At 62.9% G+C, this 20,526-nt stretch carries 19 protein-coding genes and 1 pseudogene; 11 read left to right on the forward strand and 9 right to left on the reverse strand.

All coding sequences use genetic code 11. The annotated features are described in order from the left end of the window. Nucleotides 1-43 precede the first annotated feature (43 nt). Nucleotides 44-2,041 carry a putative bifunctional diguanylate cyclase/phosphodiesterase gene (locus A3AU_RS0121440; RefSeq protein WP_027054693.1) on the forward strand — a complete coding sequence of 666 codons (1,998 nt, stop codon included), beginning with the start codon at nucleotides 44-46 and terminating at the stop codon, nucleotides 2,039-2,041. 9 nt (nucleotides 2,042-2,050) lie between these two features. On the opposite strand, the gene A3AU_RS0121445 is transcribed toward A3AU_RS0121440, so the two are convergent. Further along, nucleotides 2,051-3,199, reverse strand: coding sequence for an amidohydrolase (locus A3AU_RS0121445; RefSeq protein ID WP_027054694.1), 1,149 nt, complete (start codon nucleotides 3,197-3,199; stop codon nucleotides 2,051-2,053). A gap of 312 nt (nucleotides 3,200-3,511) precedes the next feature. Beyond that, nucleotides 3,512-4,072 (reverse strand): hypothetical protein, encoded by a 561-nt coding sequence (locus A3AU_RS01000000135840; protein ID WP_032917855.1) that lies wholly within the window; start codon nucleotides 4,070-4,072, stop codon nucleotides 3,512-3,514. A gap of 78 nt (nucleotides 4,073-4,150) precedes the next feature. Between A3AU_RS01000000135840 and A3AU_RS0121455 the strand changes: the two genes are divergently transcribed. Continuing rightward, nucleotides 4,151-4,594 (forward strand): MerR family transcriptional regulator, encoded by a 444-nt coding sequence (locus A3AU_RS0121455; RefSeq protein ID WP_027054695.1) that lies wholly within the window; start codon nucleotides 4,151-4,153, stop codon nucleotides 4,592-4,594. 21 nt (nucleotides 4,595-4,615) lie between these two features. Here the strand turns inward: A3AU_RS0121455 and A3AU_RS1000000140460 are convergent. The 3 genes and pseudogenes from A3AU_RS1000000140460 to A3AU_RS0121475 all read right to left on the reverse strand — a co-directional run. Further along, nucleotides 4,616-4,750, reverse strand: a pseudogene (locus A3AU_RS1000000140460) (sulfite exporter TauE/SafE family protein); the annotation flags it as partial. Nucleotides 4,751-4,755: 5 nt separating this feature from the next. Next, nucleotides 4,756-5,340 (reverse strand): cation efflux transmembrane domain-containing protein, encoded by a 585-nt coding sequence (locus A3AU_RS0121465; RefSeq protein WP_027054696.1) that lies wholly within the window; start codon nucleotides 5,338-5,340, stop codon nucleotides 4,756-4,758. Nucleotides 5,341-5,570: 230 nt separating this feature from the next. Further along, complete coding sequence (locus A3AU_RS0121475; protein ID WP_027054697.1) at nucleotides 5,571-6,014, reverse strand: SRPBCC family protein; 444 nt, start codon at nucleotides 6,012-6,014, stop codon at nucleotides 5,571-5,573. Nucleotides 6,015-6,215: 201 nt separating this feature from the next. On the opposite strand from A3AU_RS0121475, the gene A3AU_RS0121480 reads away from it, so the two are divergent. From A3AU_RS0121480 to A3AU_RS0121505, 6 genes are all read left to right on the forward strand, one after another. Then, nucleotides 6,216-7,076, forward strand: a complete 861-nt coding sequence (locus tag A3AU_RS0121480) for an FAD binding domain-containing protein (RefSeq protein ID WP_027054698.1) — start codon at nucleotides 6,216-6,218, stop codon at nucleotides 7,074-7,076. Continuing rightward, a complete protein-coding gene (locus A3AU_RS0121485) occupies nucleotides 7,076-7,552 on the forward strand; it encodes a (2Fe-2S)-binding protein (protein WP_027054699.1) in 477 nt (158 codons plus the stop codon). The genes A3AU_RS0121480 and A3AU_RS0121485 overlap by 1 nt, the downstream gene beginning before the upstream one ends. 2 nt (nucleotides 7,553-7,554) lie before the next feature. Then, nucleotides 7,555-9,819 (forward strand): xanthine dehydrogenase family protein molybdopterin-binding subunit, encoded by a 2,265-nt coding sequence (locus A3AU_RS0121490; RefSeq protein WP_027054700.1) that lies wholly within the window; start codon nucleotides 7,555-7,557, stop codon nucleotides 9,817-9,819. A gap of 16 nt (nucleotides 9,820-9,835) precedes the next feature. Then, complete coding sequence (locus tag A3AU_RS0121495) at nucleotides 9,836-10,081, forward strand: MoaD/ThiS family protein (protein WP_027054701.1); 246 nt, start codon at nucleotides 9,836-9,838, stop codon at nucleotides 10,079-10,081. A gap of 422 nt (nucleotides 10,082-10,503) precedes the next feature. Then, nucleotides 10,504-11,040, forward strand: a complete 537-nt coding sequence (locus A3AU_RS0121500; protein WP_027054702.1) for a hypothetical protein — start codon at nucleotides 10,504-10,506, stop codon at nucleotides 11,038-11,040. 43 nt (nucleotides 11,041-11,083) lie between these two features. Then, nucleotides 11,084-12,007: a phage exclusion protein Lit family protein gene (locus tag A3AU_RS0121505; RefSeq protein WP_032917870.1), complete on the forward strand. Its 924-nt coding sequence runs from the start codon at nucleotides 11,084-11,086 to the stop codon at nucleotides 12,005-12,007. A 62-nt stretch (nucleotides 12,008-12,069) separates the two neighbouring features. On the opposite strand, the gene A3AU_RS0121510 is transcribed toward A3AU_RS0121505, so the two are convergent. Next, nucleotides 12,070-12,795, reverse strand: a complete 726-nt coding sequence (locus A3AU_RS0121510; protein ID WP_027054704.1) for a hypothetical protein — start codon at nucleotides 12,793-12,795, stop codon at nucleotides 12,070-12,072. A 188-nt stretch (nucleotides 12,796-12,983) separates the two neighbouring features. Between A3AU_RS0121510 and A3AU_RS0121515 the strand changes: the two genes are divergently transcribed. Together A3AU_RS0121515 and A3AU_RS0121520 are read left to right on the forward strand one after the other, a co-directional pair. Beyond that, a complete protein-coding gene (locus tag A3AU_RS0121515; protein WP_027054705.1) occupies nucleotides 12,984-14,813 on the forward strand; it encodes an ATP-dependent nuclease in 1,830 nt (609 codons plus the stop codon). Nucleotides 14,814-14,847: 34 nt separating this feature from the next. Next, nucleotides 14,848-16,059, forward strand: a complete 1,212-nt coding sequence (locus A3AU_RS0121520; RefSeq protein WP_027054706.1) for an ATP-binding domain-containing protein — start codon at nucleotides 14,848-14,850, stop codon at nucleotides 16,057-16,059. Nucleotides 16,060-16,339: 280 nt separating this feature from the next. Here the strand turns inward: A3AU_RS0121520 and A3AU_RS0121525 are convergent, their stop codons facing one another. After that, entirely contained in the window at nucleotides 16,340-17,299 is a 960-nt protein-coding gene (locus A3AU_RS0121525) for an ornithine cyclodeaminase family protein (protein WP_027054707.1), read from the reverse strand. 258 nt (nucleotides 17,300-17,557) lie between these two features. Between A3AU_RS0121525 and A3AU_RS01000000135845 the strand changes: the two genes are divergently transcribed. Then, nucleotides 17,558-19,063 (forward strand): sensor histidine kinase, encoded by a 1,506-nt coding sequence (locus A3AU_RS01000000135845; protein ID WP_209444667.1) that lies wholly within the window; start codon nucleotides 17,558-17,560, stop codon nucleotides 19,061-19,063. Between the two features lie 61 nt (nucleotides 19,064-19,124). Here the strand turns inward: A3AU_RS01000000135845 and A3AU_RS0121540 are convergent, their stop codons facing one another. Together A3AU_RS0121540 and A3AU_RS0121545 are read right to left on the reverse strand one after the other, a co-directional pair. Next, nucleotides 19,125-19,661, reverse strand: coding sequence for a hypothetical protein (locus A3AU_RS0121540; RefSeq protein WP_027054709.1), 537 nt, complete (start codon nucleotides 19,659-19,661; stop codon nucleotides 19,125-19,127). Next, nucleotides 19,658-20,491 carry an SPFH domain-containing protein gene (locus tag A3AU_RS0121545; protein WP_027054710.1) on the reverse strand — a complete coding sequence of 278 codons (834 nt, stop codon included), beginning with the start codon at nucleotides 20,489-20,491 and terminating at the stop codon, nucleotides 19,658-19,660. The genes A3AU_RS0121540 and A3AU_RS0121545 overlap by 4 nt, the downstream gene beginning before the upstream one ends. Nucleotides 20,492-20,526: the final 35 nt, after the last annotated feature.

The raw sequence follows: 20,526 nt of genomic DNA on the forward strand, positions 1-20,526 counted from the left end.
TGGAAAAGAGGTCGGATCGGAGCATGCCCTGTCACAGGGGTTGGTGACCGAACGCGCGTCATCCAGACTGGCCGATACGCAGGTGGAGCCATACGATCCGCGCCAGGAACTGGGGGGGGCCGAACTGCGCATCCTTTACCGCCGGGAAGCCCAGGCGAAGCGCAGGAAAGACGCCAGGCCCGGCCTGTGGATCGCCGTCGTCATCTATGTGCTGTTTTCGGTATCGGATCTGATCCTGATCCCCGACGTCGCCGCCTATACGATCACCGCGCGCTTCGCGGTCGGGCTGACCGCATTGCTGGTCCTGGAAGCGCAGCTGCGCCGGGGCGCGGCGACGGACTGGCTCGATGTGACCTGCGCCGCGGCCATCATCTTCGGCTATATCGGCTGGCTGCTGCCCGCCTCGATGGGCGCCAACAAGGAGAGCGTCGCCTTCTACATGGTCTTCGGCACGATTTTCATGATGAGTGCCAACCTGTTTTTCACGTTCAGCTTCAAGGTCTCGATCATCACGTCGACGATCATCCTGTGCATCCTGTATGTGGTGAACTACTTTCTACCGGCCACGCTGACATACAAGATGGTGTTCGGCACGTTCTACGTCTCGTGCTTCACCTTCACCTCCTATGTGAACTGGAAGCTGAACGAAGAGCGCTACAACGTCTTCCTGAACGCGCTGGAAGCCAAGATCCAGCACAAGGAGGCCACCGAGCGCGGCAAGGCCCTTCTGCGACTGTCGCGGACCGATCCGCTGACGGGCCTGGAAAACCGGCGGGCGATCGACGAGAAGCTGCGCGACTACTGGAGCGACTGGCAGAAGCTCGGCTCGAGTTTCGCGGCCATCCTCATCGACGTCGATTTCTTCAAGAAGTTCAACGACTGCTACGGCCACCAGGAGGGCGACCGCTGCCTGATCCATGTCGCCAATGCGCTCAGCGACCTGATCAAGGACTATAATGGTTCGATCGGACGCTATGGCGGTGAGGAATTCATCGTGCTGGCGCGCATGGACAAGAAGGACAAGGTGACGGAACTGGCGGAAGCCATTTGCCGCACGGTGGAGAATTTGGCGCTTACCCACGAGCTCAGGCGCGACGGCATCTCTATCGTCACGGCGAGCGTCGGCGCCGCGTTCACCAGGACGCAGGCCGGCGCCAAGCTGGAGAAGATCATCCACGAGGCCGATCGCGCCCTCTATCTGGCCAAGGCCAGCGGCCGCAATTGCGCGCGGCTGTTCGACCCGACGGATCCGCAAAGCAGCGACGAGAGCGAGAACCTTGCGGCATTGCTGAAGATCGCCATTGCCCAGAACCTGGTGTCGCTCGTCTATCAGCCCATCCAGGATGTCGCGTCGGGCCGGTTCGAAGCGGTGGAGGCGCTGATGCGCCTGAAAATGCTGGATGGCACCCTGGTTCCCCCGAGCCTGTTCATTCCCGTCGCCGAGCGCACCGGCGCGATCCTGGAACTGGGACGCTGGGCGATACGCACGGTCTGCAACGAACTCCTGGTGGACGATCACGTCCGCGTCGTCAGCGTCAACGTCTCGCCGATCCAGCTCAAGACGCCTGGCTTCGCCGCGTCCGTCGCGACCATCCTGGGCGAGACCGGCGTCACCGGCAACAGGCTGGCCTTCGAAATCACCGAAGGGCTCGAGATGGAGATGCACTCCGACATCCTGCGCTGCATCAGCGACCTGAAGCTTCTCGGCATCAAGATCTGGCTCGATGATTTCGGCACCGGCTTTGCTGGCCTGTCGTGGCTGCGCCTGATCGATTTCGACACGGTCAAGATCGACCGCTCGTTCCTGCACGACTGCGGTACGCCGAAGGGCATGGCGATGCTGCAGGACATCATCGCCCTGGTGCGCAATCGCGGCCACCAGATCCTGGTCGAAGGCGTGGAAACCGACGAGCAGATCGCGCTCATGCGCGAGTTCGGCATCGACAGGATCCAGGGCTTTCGCGTCGGTCGCCCGGTTCCCGCCGCGAACTACCAGACCAAGAAGCCCGCCCACAAACGCCCATATCTCAGATCCGCGTAACGGTCGCGGTCACCCCAAAAGATTGCGCGCCGTGCGCATGAAGATTTTCGAGCCGATCGGGATCAGGTCGTCGGGAAAGTCGTAATCCGGATTGTGCAGGGAAGGGTGCCGCTCGCCCGCGCCGAGGAAGAACATCGCCGATCTGGCGCTATGGCCGAACAAGCCGAAATCCTCCGAGGCGCGCATCGGAAGGGCTTCCTGCCCATGCGCGACGCCTTCTTCGTCCAGCGCGCGCTGCAGGTGTTCCACCGCATCCGGGGCGTTGACGCTGGCGACGAAAATCTCGTGATAGTCGAAGCGGGCCGAGAGGCGGTGCCGGCCGGCGATTTCCTTGACCAGCGCTTCGGCAGCAGTGCACAGATCCGCCATGCGCTCGTCGCGGCGGGTACGCAGCGTCGCCCAGACCTCGGCGTGCGCTGGCGCGATGCCGAACACGGCCTCGCCCATTTGCGCATGGGTGACGGTGACCATGGAAAAATCGTCGTCGGCGAAGGTTAAGCGGCCGAGCGCAGGCAGCGCCGGCATCAGCTCCGAGATCGCCGGCATCGGCGAGATACCGGTCTCGGGCATGGAGGAATGCGCGGTCTTGCCTTCCAGCATGATGCGCATGCCGCGCGAGGCGCAGTTGACCACGCCGGGTTTTACCCGCACCTCGCCGAACGGCACGCCAGGCAGATTGTGCAGCGAGAAGGCGAAATCAGGCGCGATCTCGCCATAGCGGGGATCGGCGACGACGCCGGCGGCGCCATTGCCGGTCTCTTCCGCCGGCTGGAACATCAGCACGACGCGGCCGCTGGCCGGCCGCTGACGGCCGAGCTGGCGGCCAAGCGAGGCCAGGATCGCGGTGTGCCCGTCATGGCCGCACATATGCGACTTCCCCGGCACCCGCGAGGCATGCGGCACGCCGGAAAGCTCCTCGATCGGCAGCGCGTCGAGTTCGGAGCGGAACAGCACTGTCGGGCCGGCCTTGCCGCTGTCGTAGACCGCCGCCACGCCATGCCCGCCCAGCCCGGTCAGCACCTTGTCCGGACCGGTGTCGGCGAGGAAGGAGACGACCTCCTTCGCCGTCTTCTCCTCCTCGTTGGAGATTTCCGGCTGCCGGTGCAGCTTGCGCCGCCACTCGGTCAGTTCGACGATGTCCCGGTTGGTCAGGGTCATGCTTTTTTCGCCTCCACTGGATTTCTCACCCTACGCCCGGTCGCCCGGGGCGCATCGAAAATCGATATGGAAGTGCTAGCGACAAACGGCTTTACCCGCCACGGTCCAATTTCCCTGGCTTCGGCGGGCCAGAAACGCGATGCCGGGCGATCGTAGCACATGCAAACGTCAGGAAGGTGCCCGGAAGAACAGGCATGCCGTCTGAGTTTCGAGCACGCGTCGGCTGCGCCGGCCGCCGTCTCCGCGGCGGTGAGCAACAGGCCGCGCAGGCCACCAGGACAAGACTGGTGCCGAAGAACGTCGTGTCAATGTTCATCGTGTATTACGTATTGTTGCCGGGTGGGCGGGAGAAGCGGCGCGCCAGGCCAACGCGGCCAGGATGACAACCGCAATATGGGCGAGCGCCGTCAGTCCGGCGAGGCCCGCGACGGTTGCGTTGGCCCGATCGAGTTGCAGGAATATCTCCCGACCATCGAGAATTGCGGCGACGCCCGCAAGCAGGATGGCCAGCAAAAGCGTCGTATTGCCAAACGGTGCGACGACCCCGAAGCGCATCACGGCGACTGCCAGCAAGATTGAAACACCCACGAACCCCCACACCAGGCGAGAATCTTCGAGGTTGATGCCAAGAAGCGTCGGCTCGGCACGACTGCCCGTTTCGCTGGTCGCGGCGCTGTCCTGATGTTTGGAGGTCTCGCCAGCTTCATCGCCCTGCTCCTGGGACTCGGCCGCCTCGTCATGGGCGACGACGCTGGCGGACTCCCGATGCCCGCTGCCTTCCACCGACACGGCAGCGGCAAAGAGAAGCGCCGATATCGCCAGCATTGCCGACGTCCAACGGATCAGGGCGACGCGATTTCCGAAAAGGTCCATCGGCAGGATTTTCCTTCCACATGACTAAGGGGAAGCGTACTCCTTCAAGTAACTTGAGGTTCAAGGAGTGTTTTTGAGATGAACCTTCACATCCGCGTGTTCACCATTGGGGCGCTCGCCAAGGCTGCCGGCGTCTCGACGCCGACAATTCGCTACTATGAGGAGATCAGGCTGCTGCCTCCCGCGCCACGAACCGCCGGAGGTCAACGCACCTATGACGACGAGGATCTGGGCCGGCTGACGTTCATCAAGCAATGCCGCGACTTCGGCTTCGGCATCGATCAGGTACGCGTGCTGCTGGAGCTGTCGATCAGCACCAACCGCGATTGCGTCGAGACGCGCGACATCGCCCAGACGCATCTTGACGAAGTCCGCCAGAAGCTTGCCGAACTGCGCGTGCTCGAACGACGGCTGGAGAGCTTTGTCACCCGCTGCGACATCGCCTGCGCCGGCGGCCCCGGGCAAGACTGCGTGATTTTCAAGGATATGGCGGCGCCGGCCAAGGGCAGCTGCTGCGGTTGACGGTCAGCCGTCCAGGGACCTGGGTTCGCTGCGCTTGCGTGCCGGCACGAGCAGCGCGGTTGCCACCGCCACGAGGCTCATGGCTTTGTCGAGGATTACGGCTTCCAATGCCGCAAACCGAAACGTCCCTATGAGAAGCGGCAAGGCATGGGCCGCGCGAACTACGCTTCGGCGCGGTGTTCTTCCCGCGCCGCTTGCCACACCTCGCGTGCCGCATCGGCATTCATCGCGGCGATACCCAGCCCGACGATGAGGTCCGGCCACGCGGAACGCCAGAGAAAGGCCGTGGCCAACCCCGCCGCTATGATGGCTATGTTGGCGATGGCGTCATTGCGGGCCGACAGGAACGCGGCCTTCGTGAGGCTGCCGCCGTGGTGACGGTAGGCGGCGAGCATGTAGGCGCAGGAGAGGTTGACGGCGAGCGCGCCCAGTCCCGCCAAGGTCAAGGCGACAGGCTGCGGCGGCACGGGCATGTTGAACTTCTCCCATGCCGTCCAGAGCGTTGCCAGGCCCGGCACCAGCAGGATGAGCGCCAGCGCCATGCCGACTTGGGCTCGAGCGCGCAACGACCAGCCGAGCGCGAGCAGGATCAGGAGATTTACCGACGCATCCTCGAGAAAGTCGACACTGTCGGCGAACAGAGACACCGATCCGATGGTGAGCGCCACGGAGAACTCGATCCCGAAATAAGCGAGATTGAGCAGCGCGACGGTGAGGACGATGCGACGGAGCGGGAGATTCATCATCTGAAAGTAACCGAGACCGGTGTGTTGGGCCACCGGCTTTGCGGTCCGCGGTGGAGGTTCATTCAGGGCAGCACGACATGCTTTACCGCATTCGGTCGGGGCAGGGCGCCTCGAACTCATCTATCGATGCGATCAGATAGTCGTGATCGTGCGGTCAGGGCCCTCGATGCACAAACGCCGCCCGATGAGCATGTCATCGAAGGCGGCGCCGCGCACTTTCTGGACTCGCCTTACTGATTGATCTCGGGCTCGACCAGCTTTGCCAGGTTGCGGAGCGATTCCTGCCAGCCGAGATAGCAGGCCTCGACCGGGATGACGTCCGGGATACCGGCCTGGGTGATGTCGATCTCGGTGCCGCACGAGACTTTTTTCAGCTTGACGGTGACCTGGATTTCGCCGGGCAGGTTGGGATCGTCGAACCTGTCGGTGTAGCGCAGGCTTTCGCCGGGAACGAGTTCGAGATATTCGCCGCCGAAGGCATGGCTGCCGCCGGTGGTGAAGTTGCGGAACGACATCTTGAACGTGCCGCCGACCTTGGCCTCGAGGTGGTGGACGGTGCAGGTGAAGCCGTTCGGCGGCAGCCACTTGGCCAGCGCGTCGGCCTCGACGAAGGCGCGGTAGACCTTTTCCGGGCTGGTGGTGAGAACGCGGTGCAGACGTACGGTACCGGGCATATCCTGTCCTTTCATGATGCCTGTTCGATGTCCCAAGGACGAACGGGGCTTGACCAGTCCGACATTGGCTCGCAGATTTTTTGAGAACCCGCACTCGATTTCGTGGCGGCTGGACCAATCGTCGCAAATGACGAACCGGATAGCCATTATGAGGAGAGTGTTTATAACGGTCGCTGAAATCGCCATATCCAAGGGGAGACGATGCGCTACATACGTCCGCTTTCAATCGAAGATGCCGTCGGCCAACTGGCCGGATCGGCTGGCATGGCCGCCATTCTTGCCGGAGGCAGCGACCTTCTGGTTAGGATGAAGGGCGGCTTTGTCGAACCCGACCTGATCATCGACATCAAGTCGATCGCTGGTCTCGGCGAAATCCGCGAAACCGCCGAGGGCTTCAGCATCGGCGCCGCCGTTCCCTGCGCCGTGCTGGGCGAGAACGCGGCGCTGAAGAAGGCATGGCCCGGCGTCGTCGAGGCGGCCAAGCTGATCGGCTCCAAGCAGGTGCAGGGCCGCTGCACCATCGTGGGCAATCTGTGCAACGCCTCGCCGGCGGCGGACAGCGTGCCGGCGCTGGTGGCTGCCGGTGCCAGGGCCGTGGTTGCCGGCCCGTCGGGCAAGCGCACCATCCCCGTCGAGGCCGTGCCGACCGCGCCGGGCAGGACCTCGCTCGCCAAGGGCGAGATCATCGAGGCGATCCTGCTCGACAGCCAAGCCCCGCATTCGGGCGATGCGTACCTGCGCTTCATTCCGCGCACCGAGATGGACATCGCGGTGGTCAGCGCCGGCGTCAACCTGACGATCGACGCGGCCGGTGTCATCACGGCGGCCCGCGTGGCGCTGGGCGCGGCGGCCCCGACCGTGCTGCTGGTGGCGGAAGCCGCCGAGGCGCTTATCGGCCGGAAGCTGGACGAGGCGGCCCTCGAGCGGCTGGCAAAAGTCTGCGCCGGGGCCTGCCGCCCCATCGACGACAAGCGCGGTACCATCGAATTCAGACGCAAGGTTGCGGGTGTGCTGGCCAGACGTGCCGCCACGACCGCCTACGCACGTGCAGGAGGCAAGTGATGACTGGTATTGCAGTCTCGACGACAATCAACGGCGACACGATTGAATATCTCTGCCAGCCTGACGAGACGCTGCTCGACGTGCTGCGCGACCGGCTCGGCCTGACCGGCGCCAAGGAAGGCTGCGGCACCGGCGACTGCGGCGCCTGCAGCGTCATCGTCGACGACCGGCTGGTCTGCTCCTGCCTGGTTCTGGGCGCGGAGGCGGAAGGGCGGCGCATCGAGACCGTCGAAGGCATGGCGCATGGCGACCAGTTGCACACGCTGCAGCAGAAGTTCCTGGAGCATGCGGCGCTGCAATGCGGCATCTGCACGCCGGGTTTCCTGATCGCGGCCAAGGACCTTTTGGCGAAAAACCCCGACCCGAGCGAGGAGGAAATCCGCTTCGGCCTGGCCGGGAACCTGTGCCGCTGCACCGGCTATGACAAGATCGTGCGCGCCGTCCAGGACGCGGCACATGTGATGAAGGGAGCCTGACAATGAATTTCGATCCGCGTTTTTCCGGGCGTAAATTCACGTCCGTCGGCACACGCCCCGTCCGTCCCGACGGCGTCGACAAGGTGACGGGCCGCGCCCGCTACGGCGCCGACTTCAACATGGCCGGCCAACTGGTCGGCCGCGTGCTGCGCAGCCCGCACGCGCATGCGGTCATCCGCAAGATCGACACTTCGAAGGCGGAAAAGCTTTCGGGCGTCAAGGCGGTGATCACGGCGAAGGACCTGCCCGACCTCACCGATGGCGATGCCGCCATGTACGACATCCTCGACAATTGCATGGCGCGCACCAAGGCGCTCTATGACGGCCATGCGGTGGCCGCGGTCGCCGCTATCGACGCCCGCACCGCCAGGCAGGCGCTGAAGCTGATCGAGGTCGACTACGAGATCCTGCCGCATGTCACCGATGTCGACGAGGCAATGCAGCACCACGCCCCGCTGATCAACGACACGATCTTCACCGAGGGGCTGGAGCAGAAGCCGGTCAAGCCGTCCAACGTGACCAAGCGTTCGCAATTCGGCCATGGCGATGTCCACCAGGGCTTCGGCCATGCCGATTTCATCGTCGAGCGCTCGTTCAAGACCGAGCAGACGCACCAGGGCTATATCGAGCCGCATGCCTGCGTGGCGAGCGTCTCGTCCGACGGCACGGCGGAGCTGTGGGTCTGCACGCAGGGCCATTTCGTCTATCGCCAGCACTGCGCCCAGCTGCTCGGCATGGAAGCCTCGAAGCTGCGCGTCACCTCGTCGGAGATCGGCGGCGGTTTTGGCGGCAAGACCCATGTCTGGGCCGAGCCGGTGGCACTCGCTCTGTCGCGCAAGGCCGGCCGCCCGGTGAAACTGGTGATGACCCGCGACGAGGTGTTTCGCGCCTCGGGCCCGACAAGCGCCACCTCGATCGACGTCAAGATCGGCGCCCGCAAGGACGGCACCATCACCGCGGCCGAAGCGACGCTGCGCTACACCTGCGGCCCCTATGCCGGCTCCTGGGCCGAGATCGGCGCCATGACGGCGTTTGCCTGCTACAGGCTCGATAACGTCAAGACGGTCGGCTACGAAGTGCTGGTCAACCGGCCGAAGACGGCGGCCTATCGCGCGCCCTCGGCGCCGATGGCGGCCTTCGCGGTGGAAAGTGCCGTCGACGAGCTCGCCAAGGAGCTCGGCATGGACCCGGTCGAATTCCGCATCAAGAACGCCGCGCAGGAAGGCACGCGGTCCTCCTACGGCCCGGTCTACGGCCCGATCGGCATCGGCCCGACGCTGGAGGCGGTGAAGAACCACGCGCACATGAAGGCGCCGCTGAAGAAAAACCAGGGCAGGGGCATGGCCTGCGGCTTCTGGTTCAATTTCGGCGGCCAGACCTGCGTCGACCTGAACATCGGCATGGACGGCTCGGTTTCGCTCGCCGTCGGCACGGTCGATGTCGGCGGCTCCCGCGCCTCGCTGTCGCTGGTGGCGGCGGAGGAGCTCGGCATCGACTACAGCCAGCTCAAGGCCATCGTCGCCGACACTTCGTCCCTGGGTTACAACGACATGACCGACGGCAGCCGCGGCACCTTCTCGTCCTCCATGGCGACGATCTCGGCCGCCCGCAACGCGATCAAGATCCTGCGCGAGCGCGCCGCGCAGATGTGGGATATCCCGGTCGACGACGTCGTCTGGGAACACGGCCATGCGGTGGCCAAGGGCGACAAGCACGGCAATCTCGGCAAGCTGTCGCTGAAGGAGATCGCGGCTAAGTCGGGCACGACCGGCGGGCCGATCGCCGGCCACAGCGAGCTCGTCGCCGACGGCGCCGGCGTCTCCTTCGCCACCCATATATGCGACATCGAGGTGGACCCCGAGACGGGCGCCGCCAGGGTGATCCGCTACACGGTGGTGCAGGATGCCGGCAAGGCGGTGCACCCGACCTATGTCGAGGGCCAGTACCAGGGCGGTGCGGCGCAAGGCATCGGCTGGGCGCTCAACGAGGAGTATATTTACGGCAAGGACGGAAGGCTGCAGAACGCCGGCTTCCTCGACTACCGTATCCCGGTGTGCTCCGACCTGCCGATGATCGACACGCAGATCCTGGAAATCCCCAACCCCAACCACCCCTATGGCGTGCGCGGCGTCGGCGAAACCTCGATCGTGCCGCCGCTGGCGGCGATCGCCAACGCGGTGTCGAACGCGGCCGGCGTGCGCATGACCCACATCCCGATGTCGCCGCCGCGCATCCTGGCGGCGATCGAGGCGGAACGGGAAGGCTAGGCGGGGGCTGGCGAAAATGGTCGAAGTCACCCTCTGGGGTGCGCTGAGCCAGCTCGCCGGCGGCAAGAGCAAGGTCGAGGTCGAGGCCAAGGATATCAGGGAACTGTTCAGGAAGCTGGCTGAACAGTATCCCGGCTTCGAGCCTTGGATCGATCGCGGCATTGCCGTGGCGATCGACGGGGTGATTTATCGGGATACTTGGGGGAAGAAACTGCCGCCGGGGGCGGAGATTTTTTTGCTGCCGAGGCTGGCGGGGGGATGAGGGGACGGGGCGCCCTCGCTGCCAACGCTTAGCATCAGTGTCTCGAATGTCTTGGTGTGGGCCGGAAGCGGTCGATCAACTCTTGCCTCAAGTCATCAGCAAGTAACCATTCTGCCGCCGACCTCTCGTCGGTTACGATCAAGGTTAGTACTAGCTTCGTGAAACTGCGGTTCATTCGAAGGATGGCGTCCCCAACTCAATGCGGTTTGCGCCAAAGCGAGCCAGAACTGCCTCAAGGGCCACCAGTATGAAGCGACGATCATCATAGCACGAGCAATAGAAGTCTATCGATATTTAGCCGGGAGAGATGATTGAGGTGGGGTGTGACGCACACGCACAGACGCCTTCTTGGCGGGCGCGGCGTTTCTTCATGTAAGCGCTTTCGGCGCGTGGTTACCTCTTGCAACTTGATTGGAAACGCGATGGCTTTCAAAACGGCCGACCAGATTCTCAACGCCGATCCACGCTTTGGCAATCTGGTCGTCGCCGATGCCGCAGGAGTACGGCAGTTAACCCTCGCCGACCATCACGCCACCATCGAGAATATCTCACTGAAGAGCCAAGTGCCGGCAGCGGTTATGGCCGCCTTTGATCGCGCGCGTAACATTCTGCTCTATGCCTGGTTTGATTATGACCTGCTCGTCGTCGGCGAAAGCCAGGCATTCGGAGCCTTCGAATTCGCGCTCAAACATCAGCTGAATGCGGTTGGTCGCCCCGATCGGGGCGGTCTGGGGCAACTGATAGATCAAGCTCGCAAGCACGGCATCTTACCCACTGCAACGACGGTCGCTGCTGGGCAAATGGATCCGATCGATGCACTACGCCATATGCGCAACTCGCTTGCGCATGGAACAAGTGACATCCATACGCCGGCGATGGCGCTCGACGTTGCAATCTTTTGCGCCTCCGCGATCGATTTCGTTTTTGCAGCCAAGACGACCGTCGCGCCAAACCCCTAACTAAAGCTCCGCAACACTACATTCAATTCGCATGGTGCATCAGATGATCTCGCAAGCCGAGGCAAAGGCAGCAATCCTCGATCTCCTGCGAGGAGCAGTCCCCGAGCGCGACGACGAAATCTGCTCCATCTGGAGCCAATATGCTCCTATCGTGGAAATAGTGCCGGATCGACCAGGCGTCACCATGAGGGCCACCGACAAAAGGATTCAGTTCAGTTTAAAGACAATCGATCTCTATTGGCTGCTCGGATTCAGCGCCTGGAAGTCGATTGAGGCCTATTCACCAGCCATCTTAATAGCCTCAGACTCAGGAATTCCGATCCAAAAAGTCCTCGACCGTGACGAGGCTCTGGGAAAGTTCGAGCGCGACTACAAGGCGCGCTTCGCCGCAGCACAGGATCTCATCGAAGCAACCACGACAGGCGACATAGACTGGCCACCAGACGTGCCGCGACCGCAGGGAGACAGGGACGCGTTTTCGGATGATCAGGACAAGGCCGCGTTTGACCTCAGCCTCCTTGCACTCGCCTCCGCTCTTCTTCACGAACTCAAGCACGTCATCTATCTAAATGAAAAAAACAACCCAGCAACATTGCCTGAGGAAGAAATCGGCTGTGACGTCTGGGCTCGCGAATTCCTGACGGTAAAGCTTGCCGAATACGCTCAAGCTCATTCCCACGACTACGAGGATGTTTGCGCCAAGCGCGCGACATCAATAGCCTTGGCAGCCATCATAGTGTACGCGATAACGCCCTCGCATGGTCATTGGGGTACGTCGGATTATCCGCCGATCGCCGATCGCCTCGAAGCGCTCATAAACGGCTTTCCCCTTCCACCGAACTCGAAATTCTGGGTGTGGACGGCCTGTCTCGTTGTCGGCATTCTCCGAAAGCAACACCGCGCCGTGAACATCACGGGCGACTCACCTAAGGTTCTTGTAGAGAGGTTGCTGAGCGAGCTGCGATAATCGACCGTCCACAGGTCAGGCAAGCTTCGCGTCGACGAGCTTCATCGCACTGACGCGAGCCCCTAACGAATTCGAATCGTCTTGTAAGAAAGCACCGAGAGGTCGACTTGCAACTCATCTGTGAAGTGCATTTCATACGTGCTCGCGTCGAACCCGGCGAAACTCGCCCCTCTGGCTTTCAGGCTCTTGAATGTTCTGCAAACGGCCGAAATGAATATCGGTATGACGTTCAAATAAATCTGCCGAGTTGGGTAACGTTCGGCATTCGCCTTGGCGAGCAATTCGTTGAACCTGAGGTCTGCTCTCAACTGATCCGCAATCTTGCTCCGATTTTTCGGGCTCATTTTGCTTTCGAGAGCAGGCGAATTCAGCTCGCTGTCCACACGTAGAAGGAAGTCCTCTGCCTTGTAAAGTTGATTAGCTACATGTCCGCCACCGACAACATAGTGACTTGCTATCAGAAATTCGGCTCCCAAGAACCTCAATGGACCTCCTTCCTGGGCCATTGTCTCATTCCAACTCGAAAACAACTCATGATCTCTGTGGTGAATAGCGTTTCGCAATAGCAAAATTACCGACGTATCTGCGTTCTCAAAATAGTCAAAGGCCGCTTTGTCTATGTCGTACAGGCTGTGAAAAGCCTCCAATTTGGCCTCAAAACTGCGGTCCAGATTGTCGATAGCTTCCTGAAGGTCGACCTTCTTCAGCCCGTCGAACCTTGCGTTTGCCTCTGCATAAATGCGCATCGCGTTCGCCAGTTTGTCGATTGCTCGTTCCGCTATTTTCATGCTTTGGTTCGCTGTGTCTTCTAGATGATGGCGCCTACTGGACAAAATCCTTGCGGGACCTGAAGGCCGCCGGCTCGCCTCTGATGGTTGTTTGTTTATCGAATTCGCGGCACGAAGACTAGGAGTAGCATTCTTCGCGCTTTGCCGACGCTCCTGCGGGAGGTACTGTTCCCTTGGGAGTGGGAACAATGAAAATCGTAAGACTCGATATTGAAGGTTTTCGTGGCATTCAGAACGGTAAGGTTCTGTTCGGCGATTTCACTATTCTTATTGGTGCCAACAACTCCGGCAAAACGACCGTCGTCGAGGCGCTCGCCTTATTGCTGGGGCGCGATCGGCTGGTGCGTACCCTTACCGAGCATGACTTCTTCGGCTCCGATCCGCAGGCGGCGACGAGGATCAAGATCGTCGCCACCATTTCCGATTTCGCGCCCAACGACCCCGCCCATCAACACGAGTGGTTTCGACAAGGACGCGGCGTCGAGAAGTGGTTCGACCCCGCCAGCGGCGACCTTCATCCGGCGGCTACGGCGCAAGCAACTCAACTCGCCTGCCAGATCGCCTTCTGCGCCCGCTTTGGCCGCACCACCCTAGAAACCGAGACCGCTCGTTACTTCTACGACCATGCCCTCGACGACGATCCGTTTTCGGATGACTCGCCCGCTGTGCCGCTCCCGGTCAACCTAATTAAGGAACTCGGCCTTTTCCTCGTTCCAGCCAATCGGACTTGGGACAAGATGATGTCTTTCGGGTCCGACCTGTTCCGCAAGACGGTCGCCTATGTCGGTGGTAATCCTGCGGAAGCGGTTCTGGCAGAGCGTGATAGGCTTCGCGATCCGGAACAGCCGCTCGAAGAGGACGGTAGACTTTCGGTGCTCGTCGGAGAGGTGAACAACGATCTCAAAACTCTGTTCGGAAGACAGATCGATCTCAGCCTTCGCCTCACATCGACAGACAGCGAAGGTGTCCTAGATGCAGTGATGCCGCATTTTCAGGAGGCGGCTCGTCCGCCGCTTCCTGGCCGCAGGCATGGCAACGGCATAATCTCCCTTCAGACACTCGTGCTGCTGATGCGCTTTGGAAGCCTGCGAAAAGCGCGCGGCGATAACTTCATTATGCTGATCGAAGAACCGGAACTGCACGTTCCGCCGCCGCAGCAGCGAAAGTTGCTTCACTACCTTAAAAGGATGACGACGCAAACGATCATTACCAGCCATTCGCCCACCGTGTCGGCAGTTGCGGCCCCTCACCAACTTGTCCTGATGGTCAATCGCGCAGGGGCGCTGACCGCGAGCCCTCTGCTGACCGTTCCAATCGATCAGAATGCGACCGCTGTCAGGCGCTCACTGTTTCTCACCGAACGTGCGGCGACAGTTTCGGCAGTGATGCACCCTTCAGTTCTGATACCCGAAGGAAAGTTCGACGCGTCCTGGCTGCGATTGCTCGGACGCATCGCCGATCTGACAGAATTGCCCGCCGATCCGCAAGGCGCGACCTTTACGCACGAAGTCGGTGTGATCCCGACCAAGGACGCCCGCATCAATGAAACCTACCGCGACCTTGCACTCGTGCATCCCACGCTCAGCTGTCTCGTCGATGGAGACCCATCAGGCAACGACTACAAGAATGCGCTGTCCGGTGGAGCATCGCCTTGCTTGCGTATCATCCAGTGGCCGAACGGCTGGGAGATCGAAGATGTCGTCTCTTGGGTTTGCGCAGTGGACGCGAGTGTCATCGCGCACGCGGATTTAGTGCCGTTCAACCTTCCTGCCAACATTGCGGCGCTTGCAAATTATCTGAAATCGCCAGCGGCAAAGACGGACGAAATTCTGCACGGCACTCTTGCCGACCTGATTGTTGCAAAGCCAGCATGCAGCCGCCGCGTGCGGCATGTCCTAGCCGTGCTTGCGGCCATCGCGACAGGGAAGGCTCCTCCTGCGAATTCTGCCACACAAGTAGCACATGCCAACGGCATCACCGTCCACTGGTCGTTCAACGATGCCTTTCCGGGGATTTGAGGGACCGGCGGGTTCGGGCAAAACATACCGACTTATGGAATCGGTAGAAGAGCGGCTGGCCCAACACCCCTTGGAGCCGCACCAGAAGGTTTTGGCGCTGACGTTCATGCATGGCTCGCGCCGGCGCCTCGATGAGGAACTGCGATCAAATCTGCTTTTGCGTGGAAAGTCGATTGCCATGACGATCGATAGCTTCGCCCTGCAGGTCTGGACCCGCTGGCGATCGTTGGCTGCCTCCCTGAATCTCGAAACGGGTAATTTCAACGAGACCTGCGATGCATGCGGGCAACTGCTCGAACACCCACAGGTCGCGATGTGGGTAGCGCGGTCCTACCCGGTCATGGTGGTGGACGAAGCGCAGGAGTTGTCGCCGCCGAGACTGCGGATCATCAGCGCTTTGGCGCTGCATGCTTCGGTGTTCGTGGCAGCAGACGAGTTTCAGTGCCTCGACGAAGATTTGGATACAGGTCCGTTTTTGGCATGGTTCCAAGGTGGGGAGACCACACAGCTCAATCACATCCACCGCACGGCTGTCGCGGGTCTGCTGAACGCGGGCGCAAATCTCCGCCACTTGGCTGCGCCTGCAGCCGGACCGGGTCTAAGCATCAATTATTTTTTTCCGAACGTCGCGCCGTTCCGGATTGGCGCCGCGATAGCACAAGCGCAAGGGACCCGTGCCGTCCTCTTCCCACCGGCAGGGCGCGCCTGGGCGGATGCGATCGCTCAAAGGCTTGGCGAGGGATTGCAATCTCCCAACTACAACATTCCGCCGATCAGGCTGGTCCTTGAGCCCCGCGCTTCCGACGAGATCGAGGCGGTGATGACCGGTATTGCGGACGCTGACATTTTGAACCCTAGCCAGATCGCAGCACGATTTGGGCAACTGGAGAATCCGCCTCGCTGGATCCCGCATGTCACAGCAGCAGCGCTCCAGGCTCTGAACAGGCAAGGGAAGGCGGCGTGGTCGGCACCCGAATTGCGTGCGTTGGTCGAACGTAAGGCGGCGAACTTTCGCGCCTATACAAGCGACCGCGTTCGCGGCGTTCCATTACTCGGCATTCACCAAGCGAAAAACCGACAGTTCGACCACGTCATCATCCTCTGGCCGCACGGCGTTCCGGGAGGCGATCAGCTAAGGGCTAGATTACTTTATAACGGCATCACGCGCGCCCGCATCAGCTGCAGAGTATTTGTCCGCTCGGAAGGCTTGTTGCAGCAAGCACCCTTCGCGTTCAACGCCGCCTAAGGGCACCGCTCCTTCTCCGCCAAGGCCGCGAGCATGACCGCCTCCTGGCGGTAGCGTTGGGCCATGCGGTCGTTTTCCGGCTGGTGGCGGATCTGACCTTCCAGGGCGCCGATCTCGCGTCCAGCGATTGAAGCATTTAATCAGGCGGGCCGCCTTGCCGTAGTGCCAACCGCCGGGGCCGCGCGGAAACGCTCTGCGTCGGCCACGAAGCCAGCGAAGCGATGATCCCGGTCGCGATTTTCGATCCAATACAGCCCGCACCGAACCTTCCGGGCCTTCCCTACGCCCCAACCACCCCCGCCGCCTGCGCGCGCATATACACCAACCCCGCCACCGCCAAATCCCCCACCGCCAACCCTCGAAACACAAACGCCGTCGTCTCCTGCGCACTCTCTCGCCCGGCAAAATCCCCACACACCAGCCCCGTCAAATCGCCCGCGACCGTCGCCGGGTCGACCATCGGCCTGGCCATGTTTTTCTCCTGCTCCAGGTCGTCGACGATGATGCGGTCGAAGCGGGGCATGGTTTCGGGCAGCCAGGGCAGGGCCTGGTCGGTCATCACGGCGAAGCTGCCTGGCTTCAGCCAGTTGGCGTCGAGGAAGGGCAGGGGTTTGGGCACCAGGGTCACCGTCGTCACCACCATGTCGGCGCCTTCGATCGCTGCCCTTGCCGTGTCGCATGGGATTGCTTCCAGACCCCGCGATTGCGCCATTTCGCACAGCGCGTCGCGGTTGGCGGTGCCGCGGCCGAAGGCGCGGATCTCGCGCAAGGGAAAGAGGTCGGCGAAGGCTTCGAGGTGGCCGCGCGCTTGCACCCCGCAGCCGATGAAGGCGATCGACGACGCGTCGTCGCGCGCCATGCGCCTGGCGGCGACGGCGCTCAAGGCGGCCGTGCGCTTGGCCGTCACCCAGTTGCCGTCGACCAGGGCGAGCGGCAGGCCGGTTTCGGCGTCGAGCAGCGTGATCAGCGAATTCAGCGTCGGCAGTCCGCGCCCGGCGTTGCGCGGGTTGACGACCAGCGACTTGGTGGCGAGCACCGGCGGATTGGAGGCAACGCCCAGCGTCGCCATGATGTAGCGGTCGTCGCCCGGCCAGACGGCGGCCTTGGGCGCGCACCAGACTTCGCCGCGCCGCTGGCCTGATATCTGGCGTTCGATCTCGTCGACGATGTCGGGCGTGGAGATCGCCAGGCGATCGAGAACCGCCGACGACAGAAAGGGCAGCGTTTCGGCGGTGTTCATGCGGTCATTCTTCCCAAGTGGACCACCAGACTACACGATGTGCGCGGGGCCGAAAGCCTCGCGTCGGCGAGCGGCGCGGCCGCCGGAGTGGGCGTCTGGATGGCCTCGCCGGCATCGGCCGCGACCCGGGCGCGCTTGTCCGCCGCCCCTGTGTGCACGAGGCCAGGCGCTGCCGCGACAGCCTGCACGAAATTTCCCGGCCAACCCACGGATATTTAATCCGCTTCGCGCGTTATTGCGGCTATGGCGGAAGGGCGGATGACCATGGCATGGCCGCGAGGCGGGGGCGAAATCGCGGCACTGATGCGCGATTATCCCTGGCACACGAGCCCGCTCGGGCCGCCCGATGGGTGGACGCCCAGCCTTCGCACGACCGTCGACCTGTTGCTCGCCGCGCATGCCCAGATCGTGCTGTTTTGCGGGCCGGAATTCATCGCGCTCTACAATGACGCCTACGCGCCGACCATCGGCGACAAGCATCCGCGCGCGCTGGGGCGGCCGGCGCGGGAGAACTGGGCGGAGCTGTGGGATGACCTGGAGCCGCTGCTCGGCGGCGTGCTCGAAACAGGGGAAACGTTTTCGGCCAAAGACCGGCCATTCTACATCGAGCGCTCGGGCGGGGTGGGCGAGACGGTGTATTTCGACATCTCCTATTCGCCGGTGCGGGCGCGGGACGGCGGCGTCGAGGCTGTGCTGTGCATCGTTTCGGAAACCACGGCGCGGGTGCTGGCCGCGTCGCGCGTGCGCGAGAGCGAGCAGCGCTTCCGTGCGCTGGTCGAAGCCAGCTCCGACGTCATCTACCGGACGAGCCCGGACTGGCAGGAAATGCAAGAGATCGACGGTAGCGGTTTCCCGCTCAGCGTCGAGCGGCCGGCGATCCGCTGGCAGGACGAGTACCTGTTTCCCGAGGACCAGCCCGGCATCCAGTCGGCGATCGACCGGGCGATCGCCGAGCGCGGTGTGTTCGAACTGGAGCACCGCGTGCGGCGTGCCGACGGCAGCGCCGGCTGGACCCTGTCGCGGGCAATCCCGATCCTCGATGAGGACGGGGCGATCCAGGAATGGTTCGGCATGGCCGCCGATGTCACGGCAAGGCGGGCAAGCGACCAGCACATCCGGCTGCTCATGCGCGAGGTGAACCACCGCGTGAAGAACCAGTATGCGGTCATCCTGTCGATGATCCGCGAGACAGCCAAGCGGGCGACCGACCCGCGCGCGTTCGAGTTCCAGATCCGCGAGCGCATCATGGCGCTTTCGCGTTCCCACGACCTGCTCGTGGTCAACGATTGGCGCGGCGCGGGCCTGGCGGACCTCGTGCGCGAGCATCTCAAACCCTTCGCCCATGAGCAACGGCTGGAGCTTTCCGGGCCCGACGTCACGCTGCAGCTCAGCGCGGTGCAGAACATCGGCATGGCGCTGCACGAGCTCGCCACCAACGCGACGAAATACGGCGCCCTTGCGGGCGACGCGGGAACGGTGCGGATCAGCTGGCGGGTGCCGGCGAACGGCGAGGAGCGCGGCGATTTCGAACTGGTCTGGGAGGAGCACAAGCCTGGCGGCGCCGAACCGACCGAGGCGGAGCCGCACCGCGGCTTCGGCAATGTCGTGCTGCTGCGTGTCGTGCCCAGCAGCCTGTCCGGCAGCGCGTCGCTCGAACGGCAGCCCGGCTTTGTCCGTTGGACGCTTTCGGCACCGCTAGGCAATGTCGTCATGGACGGCAAGGCTGATCTCGACGATCAGGCCGAACGGCAGGTTCAAGGCTGAAGGCTGAAGGTTGGGGGGCCGGATGGTTGGCGGGCCTGTCGCCTTCATCGGTCGCCCACCCTCACAGCAAGAACGTCTGTCGCTCCCGCAGCGTCGCCGTGATCGCGCCAATCCCCACCTCGATCTCGCGCCTGCCGGCAAGGATCGCCTCCGCCTCCGCGGCCTCCAGCATCGAGCGCAACAGCTCCGCCTGGCCGACCAGCACCGCGTCCTTCTCCGCCAAGGCCGCGAGCGTGCCGGCTTCCGAGCGGTAGCGCTGGGTCATGCGGTCGTTTTCCGGCACTGGCTGGTGGCGGATCTGGCCTTCCAGCGCGCCGACCTCGCGGCCCAGGCGCTCGAGCGCCTGGGCGTTGGCGACGACGCCTGCGTCGGGGAAGGGGTTGGCGCGGGTGGGCGGGGCGATGTTGTCGCGGCGGTAGCGGGCCTCGGCCTCGTCGAGGCCGGCCCGCGCCCGGCCGAGCAGCGAGCACGCCATCTGGCGCACGCGCTGGTCGTCGGCCCTGAGCTGGTTTTCCTGCCGGTAGAAATTGTAGCCATAGCCATAGAACAGGTTGATCCCGACCTTGGCGAGCGGCCCGGCCTCGTAGAAACGGCTCATCTGGTGGCGCCCACCTCGTCGCCCAGCGGATAGAAGCCGGTCGGCTGGCCGCCAATGAAGAAGGGCACACCGGCAGCGGCGTTGGGGGCCGAGACCAGGCCCTTGTCGGCCATGCGCAGCGCCAGATAGTAGCGCACCGACTCGATCGGCGTGAGGCCGATCGCCTGCAGCGAGATCAGCTCGCGCATGCGCTCGTCACGCGGCATGATCAGCACCTTCAGATCGTTCAGCATGATGCCGTAGACCTTGAGGAAATCGGTGAGGTGCGCCTTCACCGCCTCGCGCACGTCGCTGATGCGCTCGTTGACGTTCTCCATCTTGGTGACCTGGATGATCTGGTTGATCGCCTGCTCGATCGCCGGCCCGGCATAGTCGGCGATCTCCTTGGTGTCGATCACGGCACCGGCGAAAGGCATGTGGGTGATGAGGTCGAGCGCCTCTTCCTTGCTGTCGATGTGGATGTAGTAGTCGACGACATAGGACATTTCCGCCATCTCGGCCGAGGTGGCGACGCCCTCGTTGCGCACCAGCAGCTTCGACCGGTTGATGTAGATGACCTCGTAGACCCAGGGCGAGGAGCCGCCGAAGAAGCCCTGGACGACCGAGCCGACCAGCGGCTTGTCCGGCGTCGTGAGCGCGTATTGGCCGGTCTCGTAGACGTTGAGCACCGCGCCACGCGACTTCAGGATGCAGAAATGGTTGCTCTCCACCGTCAGCAGCGAGCCCGAGACGATGCTCTCGTCGACGATCTTCATCGCCACGGTCCTGGTGCCGAGCGCGTCCGTGCCGTCGCGCTGCAGCGACGTGATGACCTGTCTGGTGATTGCCATGTTTTCCCTCCTGGTTGCCGATGGGCCGTGTGCCC

The organism is Mesorhizobium erdmanii USDA 3471, assembly GCF_000472705.1.
Classification (GTDB): Bacteria; Pseudomonadota; Alphaproteobacteria; order Rhizobiales; family Rhizobiaceae; genus Mesorhizobium; species Mesorhizobium erdmanii.

What these genes read in the sequence shown, in the direction of transcription:
- A3AU_RS0121500 (WP_027054702.1), top strand. Translation starts at nt 10,504, where the DNA reads ATGGCTTTCAAAACGGCCGACCAGATTCTCAACGCCGATCCACGCTTT.
- A3AU_RS0121510 (WP_027054704.1), bottom strand. Translation starts at nt 12,795, where the DNA reads ATGAAAATAGCGGAACGAGCAATCGACAAACTGGCGAACGCGATGCGC.
- A3AU_RS0121515 (WP_027054705.1), top strand. Translation starts at nt 12,984, where the DNA reads ATGAAAATCGTAAGACTCGATATTGAAGGTTTTCGTGGCATTCAGAAC.
- A3AU_RS0121445 (WP_027054694.1), bottom strand. Translation starts at nt 3,199, where the DNA reads ATGACCCTGACCAACCGGGACATCGTCGAACTGACCGAGTGGCGGCGC.
- A3AU_RS0121485 (WP_027054699.1), top strand. Translation starts at nt 7,076, where the DNA reads ATGACTGGTATTGCAGTCTCGACGACAATCAACGGCGACACGATTGAA.
- A3AU_RS0121455 (WP_027054695.1), top strand. Translation starts at nt 4,151, where the DNA reads ATGAACCTTCACATCCGCGTGTTCACCATTGGGGCGCTCGCCAAGGCT.
- A3AU_RS01000000135840 (WP_032917855.1), bottom strand. Translation starts at nt 4,072, where the DNA reads ATGGACCTTTTCGGAAATCGCGTCGCCCTGATCCGTTGGACGTCGGCA.
- A3AU_RS0121545 (WP_027054710.1), bottom strand. Translation starts at nt 20,491, where the DNA reads ATGGCAATCACCAGACAGGTCATCACGTCGCTGCAGCGCGACGGCACG.
- A3AU_RS0121490 (WP_027054700.1), top strand. Translation starts at nt 7,555, where the DNA reads ATGAATTTCGATCCGCGTTTTTCCGGGCGTAAATTCACGTCCGTCGGC.
- A3AU_RS0121525 (WP_027054707.1), bottom strand. Translation starts at nt 17,299, where the DNA reads ATGAACACCGCCGAAACGCTGCCCTTTCTGTCGTCGGCGGTTCTCGAT.
- A3AU_RS0121540 (WP_027054709.1), bottom strand. Translation starts at nt 19,661, where the DNA reads ATGAGCCGTTTCTACGAGGCCGGGCCGCTCGCCAAGGTCGGGATCAAC.
- A3AU_RS0121495 (WP_027054701.1), top strand. Translation starts at nt 9,836, where the DNA reads ATGGTCGAAGTCACCCTCTGGGGTGCGCTGAGCCAGCTCGCCGGCGGC.
- A3AU_RS0121520 (WP_027054706.1), top strand. Translation starts at nt 14,848, where the DNA reads ATGGAATCGGTAGAAGAGCGGCTGGCCCAACACCCCTTGGAGCCGCAC.
- A3AU_RS0121465 (WP_027054696.1), bottom strand. Translation starts at nt 5,340, where the DNA reads ATGATGAATCTCCCGCTCCGTCGCATCGTCCTCACCGTCGCGCTGCTC.
- A3AU_RS0121505 (WP_032917870.1), top strand. Translation starts at nt 11,084, where the DNA reads ATGATCTCGCAAGCCGAGGCAAAGGCAGCAATCCTCGATCTCCTGCGA.
- A3AU_RS0121475 (WP_027054697.1), bottom strand. Translation starts at nt 6,014, where the DNA reads ATGCCCGGTACCGTACGTCTGCACCGCGTTCTCACCACCAGCCCGGAA.
- A3AU_RS0121480 (WP_027054698.1), top strand. Translation starts at nt 6,216, where the DNA reads ATGCGCTACATACGTCCGCTTTCAATCGAAGATGCCGTCGGCCAACTG.
- A3AU_RS01000000135845 (WP_209444667.1), top strand. Translation starts at nt 17,558, where the DNA reads ATGACCATGGCATGGCCGCGAGGCGGGGGCGAAATCGCGGCACTGATG.